7 protein-coding genes and 1 tRNA gene are annotated in these 7654 nt (G+C 41.7%); 4 read left to right on the top strand and 4 right to left on the bottom strand.

Features of this window, described 5'->3' with window-relative positions:
- Positions 1–144: 144 nt before the first annotated feature.
- The 4 genes from ABZD21_RS05910 to ABZD21_RS05895 all read right to left on the bottom strand — a co-directional run bounded on the left by ABZD21_RS05910 (position 145) and on the right by ABZD21_RS05895 (position 4457).
- Positions 145–1329: a glycosyltransferase family 2 protein gene (locus ABZD21_RS05910; RefSeq protein ID WP_372773639.1), complete on the bottom strand. Its 1185-nt coding sequence runs from the start codon at positions 1327–1329 to the stop codon at positions 145–147.
- Positions 1322–2527, bottom strand: a complete 1206-nt coding sequence (locus tag ABZD21_RS05905; RefSeq protein ID WP_372773637.1) for a glycosyltransferase family 4 protein — start codon at positions 2525–2527, stop codon at positions 1322–1324. The genes ABZD21_RS05910 and ABZD21_RS05905 overlap by 8 nt, the downstream gene beginning before the upstream one ends.
- Positions 2502–4010: an LptF/LptG family permease gene (locus ABZD21_RS05900; RefSeq protein WP_372773635.1), complete on the bottom strand. Its 1509-nt coding sequence runs from the start codon at positions 4008–4010 to the stop codon at positions 2502–2504. Before ABZD21_RS05900 ends, ABZD21_RS05905 begins: the two co-directional genes overlap by 26 nt.
- Positions 4011–4073: 63 nt before the next feature.
- Positions 4074–4457, bottom strand: a complete 384-nt coding sequence (locus ABZD21_RS05895; protein ID WP_372773634.1) for an START-like domain-containing protein — start codon at positions 4455–4457, stop codon at positions 4074–4076.
- A gap of 186 nt (positions 4458–4643) precedes the next feature.
- On the opposite strand from ABZD21_RS05895, the gene ABZD21_RS05890 reads away from it, so the two are divergent.
- From ABZD21_RS05890 to ABZD21_RS05875, 4 genes are all read left to right on the top strand, one after another.
- A tRNA-Met gene (locus ABZD21_RS05890) sits at positions 4644–4717 on the top strand.
- Between the two features lie 414 nt (positions 4718–5131).
- Positions 5132–6610, top strand: a complete 1479-nt coding sequence (locus ABZD21_RS05885) for a glycoside hydrolase family 130 protein (RefSeq protein WP_372773632.1) — start codon at positions 5132–5134, stop codon at positions 6608–6610.
- A 181-nt stretch (positions 6611–6791) separates the two neighbouring features.
- Positions 6792–7328 carry a hypothetical protein gene (locus ABZD21_RS05880; RefSeq protein WP_372773630.1) on the top strand — a complete coding sequence of 179 codons (537 nt, stop codon included), beginning with the start codon at positions 6792–6794 and terminating at the stop codon, positions 7326–7328.
- A gap of 100 nt (positions 7329–7428) precedes the next feature.
- Positions 7429–7614 carry a Thivi_2564 family membrane protein gene (locus ABZD21_RS05875; RefSeq protein WP_372773628.1) on the top strand — a complete coding sequence of 62 codons (186 nt, stop codon included), beginning with the start codon at positions 7429–7431 and terminating at the stop codon, positions 7612–7614.
- The last annotated feature ends 40 nt before the right edge of the window (positions 7615–7654 follow it).

The following is a 7654-nucleotide window of genomic DNA, read 5'->3' as shown; positions in this document are numbered from 1 at the left end:
CGATCACCAAATCACCATTTTTTATGGCTGCGATCGCTTCAGCAATTGTATTTAATTTGAACTCGGTCATTATAATTCGTTGGTTTTCAAAATGCCGCTGCAAAACTAAGGATTTTTATCGATATTTAAATGACTTTTGCTATTCTAAGCCCGACGAGCTTTTTCCCAAGTGACTGGTTGCTTGCCTTTCAGAAACCGAAAAAGACCTTTAATTGTCGCATAATTGATGGCGGTAAAATAGTATGGAATATAAAACAACTTATTGCCGGCAATCGCCCCTTCTGCCTTAAAACCCACAAAGGCAAACAAATACCAGCCAAGCTGCAATGCAAAAACGACGATGTAAATTAATTCTAAAGAATTTCCGGTTGCAAAAAACACTAACAAAAAATTTGAAAGAAAGGCAATCAAAATACACCAGGGTGCTACTGTCCACCGCAATATTTTATGCGAAAAATATTGAAAACTCACCCAGCCAACCCGAAAGGGATTCAGTAAGGCAGGCATTTTTATCATAGCCTGCAGTCCGCCGGCTGCGATCCGGCTCTTGCGCTTTAGTTCTTCCCTTACATTCTGTGAGCCGTTTTCCCATGCAACCGCTTCTGATTCGTACACAACCCGGTGTCCGTCTACGGCTAAACCCATCGATATCTGAAAATCGTCGAGTAAACAATTATTCGCGACCGGAACGAAAAGGTCGCGACGAATGGCGAACAGCTCACCGACGACCCCCACTACTGAGCTTAACTCCGACTCGAACTGCTTCAAAATCGACTCCATGTTCCAGTACAAGTTTTCGCCCGCGGCCGCCATATTTTCCGCCGATCCTTTAAAAACCCTTTTTTCACCGGCAACACAGCCAATCCGTTCATCCTGAAAATGCCGGATCAACTTCTGAACAGAGTCAGGCGAAAGCAGAGTGTTACTGTCGGTAAACACCACAAAAGGCGAGTCAACAAACTGCATTCCCCGGTTCATGGCGTGCACCTTCCCTCTTCGTTCGGGTAAATATTCGACCCTCACCTCCGGGTATTTCTCCAGTCGGCTGTTGGTGTCATCGTCCGATCCGTCAGTAATCCAAAGCAACTTCAGTTTTTCTTTGGGATAATTAAGCTGAAGTGAATTTTCAACTTTAGCGACCACACAATCAGCCTCGTTGTAGGCGGTAACAAACAGGCAAACTTCCGGCAATTCAGCCGGATTTGGCATTGGTAATTTCGTTGAACTAAAGATTCGTTTTATGAGAACAATAATAGCCAGCAAGATCGTATAACCGGCAAAGGTATACCCGACTACGACAACTGATATCCAAAACAGTTTCTCAATCATTTATTTGTCGGTTATAAAAATCTATCAATGACGAGACAATAGCCAGGTTATCAAATTTCTCGCGAATAAACTCAACGGCATTTTTGCAAACGCTTCGGTAAAGTTCCTTATTTTCGATTAACGCAGCTATGGCCTGTAAAAATTCCCCGGGTTCATTGGCAATCAGAATATTTTTACGGTCAGTAGCTGCAATCCCTTCTACTCCAATATTGGTTGAAACAATCGCCTTGCCAAGTGCCATTCCTTCAACAATTTTGATACGCATACCAGACCCTGAACGAAGTGGAACCATCATAATCGCCTTCGAATTCATGAATTTATAGGCATCTTCAATCTCTCCAAGAAACGCCACGCCGTCCATTTTTAATTTCGTTTCGAGCCAAGCCGGCGCGTTCCGCCCGGCAATGTAAAAGGTTAGTTCCGGATAGGCCGCATGAATCAATGGCCAGCACTCGCGCAAAAACCACAAAAGGCCTTCCTGATTAGGTCCCCACTCCAACGATCCGATATGAAATAAGGACGGAAACTCCAGGTCTTTGGCAGTTGGCACTAAGGTCGACAAGTCGATACCGGTTTGAGAAGTAATCCGTGGTTTTGTATTTCCTAACCGATCCAACATTTGGCCATCTCGTTCTGTAATCGACACCAACACATCGTAGCTATTCAGGTAATCTAACTCGAATTTCCGCAAACGGCGAGTGAGTAACGACAGGTATAACCGTTTGAAGCCTACGGCCATTTGCTTGGACCGATCCCATATTTCGTGTTCGATATTGTGTGCCCGATAAGCGATTAAAGCCTTGCTATGCCTCCTGAGCAAGGGAATATACGGACAAAGGTACAGGCCTTCCAGTTGAATAACGTCGTACTCCTTCTCACCCAACAATTTGATCAATGCCTCGCTATAGTCCTCGTTAATAAACCGGCTGGCCAAATAGGGTAAATTTGAAAAAAGCAGATTACTCAACGCATCCCGATAATTAATTTTAGCCGGCACTTCAACCAGATGAAAATCGATCTGCGCGGCCAAATGCTCCGGTATTTCGTCCAACCGGGTATGATGCTTCTCCGTACTCATGGCCAAAATGCTAACCTGATGCCCTAACAGGAAAAACCCCTTAGACAAAGTCAGTGTAGCAATGGTTCCACCATCGGTTGGTGGCCACGGAGCTTTATTCGTTAGTTGAAGAATTCGCATGAGCTATTTTTTCTGAATCACTGCTTTTTCGAACGACAAAGTTCCATAGCCGCTTCAACTTATAGGAATAAGTTTCAACATTCATTAATCCAGAGTCGGTTGCGGCTTTATAGGTCAGGAAAAAACCTAGCGGAAAGAAAATCAAGCTTGAAAACCACATTCCCTCCATCATTGGCCAGACATCTTCACGAGCAGCCTTTTCGCCTGATATTGAGACCATGTAATACAAGATAAACATCAGAATAGAAACCACCGTTGGCATTCCCAATCCTCCTTTACGAATGATCGCCCCCAAGGGTGCGCCGATAAAAAAGAAAATCAAGCAGGCAACCGACCAGGTGAACTTCCGATGCTTCTCCATCGAATATTTGTTCAAACTTTTCTTAATATTATACAGTTCAAATACATTTTGGTCAATGGTCTGTTTGTTCATTCTGGCTTGGCTTAACGCGGTTGTATAAGCTTCATCGCGCTCCATGGGATCTAAATTTACAAGCACCGAATCAAAGCTCAGTTCGCGATTTGCAACCAGTGGGCTATAGGTGAACAACGAGTCGTCCAAATTCGTGAGATCAACCACTGATCGATTTAAAACCGTGTTGTAACGCATATTGATGGCAAAACGTCTGACACGCCTGTTGTAGTCATTATAAAGCGAATCCTCAACGTGCTCCAGCTGCTTTAAAGTTAGCATCCGATACATATTCCGCAGATTATCTTCGTCGGTTCGTTTAAAATCGAAGCCGCGCAAAGGCACAGTCACAATTTGTTTCTCGAAATGAGTCCTCCGAAATGCATAACGTTTGGTTCGTCTGTTTTCCTGTGGATTCTCATCGATCGCAGTCTCTCCGTTAAACATGGTCATGATCATGAACTTCTTATCTTCAGAGATTTTCATGAATCCGGAATCGGCAACTGTTACCGAAGTGTTTCCCTGATTTGATCTGTGATCGTATATAAGAATCTTATACAGCATGTTGCCACTTTTGCTTTTTCGATCCACCTTAATACTGTATCCATCGATATCATTGGTAAAGATTCCTTCGGTGATCACCATTTCCGGCTTTTGCTTTTTGATACTATTCATCAAAGCACCGAATTTGAGGTTACTTTGAGGCAGAATATTATTCGAAAAGTAAAAGGCAAAAAGGGCCAAACCGATGGCAACAAACACCAGCGGCTTCATGATTCGGAAAAGTGAAATTCCGGACGCCTTCATCGCGACCAACTCGTAATTTTCACCCAAACTTCCAAAGGTCATGATTGACGCAAGGAGCGTAGCAAGTGGGAACGCCATGGGAACCAAGCCCATGGAGGCATAAAGCAAAAGCTCAGCTACAATATTCCATTCCAGGCCTTTTCCGACCATATCATCAATGTATTTCCACAGGAACTGCATGAGCAGAATGAAAACACAAATAAAAAAAGTCATGAAAAAAGGGCCCAAAAAGCTCTTTAGTACATATTGATGTAATCGTTTCATTGTTATTTATTGGAAACGATACAAAACTAAGCTATTTTGGAGAAAAGTAAAGTTAAATTGAAATTAACAACCCAGAACCTGACGCAAATCGGCAATCTGACTATTCCACAGGTCGGTAGTCTCCTCTTCTTCGCCTTCGTCGGCAAAATCAGTTATTAACAAGGAAACATCACCGGTCATCTCATCCTTATTGATCAAAAATTCGAAATAAGTATCCTCATCGTCGTCATCTTCCCACTTAAAACGAACCAGCCGACTGTCTTTGCTTTGAATCATTTCTGCAACTTGCGTCGAACCGTCCCAAATAAATGAAAAGAGCTTTCCCTTGACATTGACGTCATCGGCAAACCACTCCGTAAGTCCGGATGCTGTACTTAATCGATTATATAGTACGCTTGGCGAACATTTCATTGGAAACTCCAATTCTATTTTTGTTTTTGAGGTCATCGGTGTATTAGTTTAGCGCAATATAGTTATTATCGGCAAATTAACCAATCCGTTTAAAATTGGATAAATATTTTTAAAATTTTATTTGCAAATGGTAAAAATTAAATACTATATTTGCACCGCAATTTTGGAAAAACACAATGCCTAAAAGCACTGTAAATTCTGAAAAAGTTCTACAAAAAAAATGGCGAGGTAGCTCAGTTGGTTAGAGCGCATGATTCATAATCATGAGGTCGGCGGATCATGCCCGCCTCTCGCTACACTGAGAATAAAGGAGTTATGACTGAGAATTGTCGTAACTCCTTTTTAATTTGCACACAATTTGCACACAAAATTTGAATACCGAAGTGGGTGGTAAAATTGCATGGCTCGACTTCATTGAACGCTTAGTACCCCATGACGTAACGGGGACGAACGGACAAAAGGAAACGGGTTGATGATTGAAAAATTGAATATATCTACGCCCTTGCCTTTTGACTGATTTCATCCCCGGAGCTTAAATTTCTTAAGCGGATAATTTAATTTTTAAAAAGAGTGATATTGCTATTGCATCTCCCAATAGATGCATTTTTTTTATATTATTCTCTGTGATTTTGAACTTGAACTAATTGAGAATTAATAGAGTTTATTCAATTTTAGCGACTACCTTTAACACAATTCATACAATGTAGCCCATGCAGATTGCAGTGACCAGAAAAGACATCAAATTTCGGCCCGATGCCAGCCGGGTAATTGCTCGTTTTCTATACGCAGGAGATGAAAGGGCCTTGAGTACTATTCGCTCGGTGCTGGAGATGTCAAAAAACGAAGCAGCGGTTGCCATAAACCCAGTGTTAAGAGATTTTTCTTTACGACATCGGAATATTTCAAAAATTTTTGAACGACATTTCAATAGAATTTCTCATTTGTTTAAACGATTGGATTTAGATTCCGAATCGCTTAATACAGCACAAAAGCTACTGGTTGGTTCTTATTTTACCATGGAGTATTCGATTGAATCGGCCGCTTTTTTCAATCCATCAATTGTTGAACATCCCGACCAATCGGAAACCGGGCCGGACGAAAAAAGAGTTATTTTTAGTTTCAGGGCAACCGGCGAGGGACATATCTCATCAATCGTTTTCCGGACCGGTGTGCTTGATAAATACAACAACCTGATTATTGAGCCGGTTGGGAAGATGCTGGAAGAAGCAGAACATATCAATCGTCATATTTACGATAAAGAGTCGTTCAAAGATTTATTAGCTGAGATGAAGGATGTTCATGGAATCATCCCACCCGGTTTGATCCTGGATCGCTTAGATGACAAGTTTTCGTATGAAGAACTAAAGATTTGCATTGAAGAGGCCAGAAAATCACTTCATCTTGCCGCGGATAAAGAAATTTTGTTTAATCAGATCAACTGGCTGGCGTCGTCGCACTACGAACTCGATTTTTCGCTGGACACGAATATCTCCGAACGGGTAATCTTTCCGGTCTCGGCAAACGAAAAAAATGGGATTGAGGACGCCCGCTTTGTGAAATTCACCAATGACAAAAACGAGGTAACCTATTATGCCACCTACACCGCATACGATGGTGTAAGCATATTGCCAAAGATGCTCGACACCAAGGATTTTTACCACTTCCGGGTATTGCCGCTTCATGGTGAAATTGCCCAAAACAAAGGAATGGCGCTTTTCCCGCGCAAAGTAAACGGGAAATATGCCATGCTTTGCCGATTGGATGGTTTTAACAATTACATCGCCTTCTCGGATAATGTTAACATTTGGCGCGAGGCTCAATTGTTACAACAACCCAAATTCCCATGGGAGTTAATTCAAATCGGGAATTGTGGCTCACCAATAGAAACACCCGAAGGTTGGTTGGTCATCACACACGGTGTAGGCCCGATGCGTGAATATGTTTTAGGAGCTTCGCTTTTCGATCTTCAACGGCCGGAGAAAGAAATTGGCCGACTGAAATCACCGCTATTAATGCCCAATGCCGAAGAACGTGAAGGCTACGTGCCCAACGTTGTTTATTCCTGTGGCTCCACGATTCACAACGACGATTTAATCATACCCTACGCCATGTCCGATTATGCGTCAACCTATGCAACCGTAAACCTACGTGAACTTTTGAATGAATTGAAAAATTCGAAGTTGCAGTAAAGGCATGCGCTTTGGTTGACCAGAACAGGATCAATAAGCTATTATTTTACTTATCAAGTGCATTTTACATGACTGCTGATATGTGAATGATGTAACTCTTATCGTGAATTGTGTAATGCTTTCGGGTCAAGTGATGGATAACTTTACGCTTTGGTTAGATATTCACTTAATAAACAATCCGATGAGAAAAATAATTTTCTGCATGATGCTGACTGCCTTAATGGCGGGTACGGTTTCGATATCGTTCGGACAGGAAGCCAATAACCGGCCAACAAAAACAAGCGTTGGTTTACAAACAGCCCGGAACGACACCATTAGTCCCAAAATGGAAATGATGAAAGTCAGGAAGGATTCGATCCATTCCGAAATGATGATGATGTCCCGGAAGGATTCCGTTCGTTCAAAAATGATAATGATGAAAGCTTTAAAGGATTCCACCGCCGAATTTCATGAGTTTAAGAAAGCCGCTGATCTGAAATTCTTAAGCAACCGAAAAAATATTTCAGTTTTAAGGGCAAAGTACCTGAAACTTGAAGCAACAGATAAGGTTTGCATGGATAAGATTTCCAAACTGGAACAAAAAAACAGTGACCTGGAAAAGTCCTTGGCTAATTATAAAGATCTCGGAGAATCCGATTGGTCATTATTTAAAAACCGTTTCAACGATGATATGGATGAACTTCAAAATGAGTTGAAAGCGCTTGTTCCGGTTAACTAAAACACAGGTTATCAATTCGCTGTTCTCCCGGGCAGATTGAAAGATTACCCGATAATACAAAGACAGTTATTCAATACAAACTAAAAAAAAAAAACACATCATGCCTATTTTAACCGTTTTTATCGTCATTCTTGGTGTTGGAGTTATCCTTTGGCTGGTGAATAGCTATATTCCCATGCAACGCACAATAAAAGGTATTCTGAACGCTGTTGTCGTGATTATTCTGGTGATTTGGTTGCTGAAAGTATTTGGTGTACTAAGCAGCATGCAAAACATTCAGATTTAAATTGGCCTTTTCCCCTGGTAACAGATGGAGAATAAAGAAC

Source organism: Mangrovibacterium sp., from assembly GCF_041596335.1.
In the GTDB taxonomy this organism is placed as follows: Bacteria; Bacteroidota; Bacteroidia; order Bacteroidales; family Prolixibacteraceae; genus Mangrovibacterium.
This window is presented reverse-complemented; position numbering and strand designations above follow the sequence as displayed.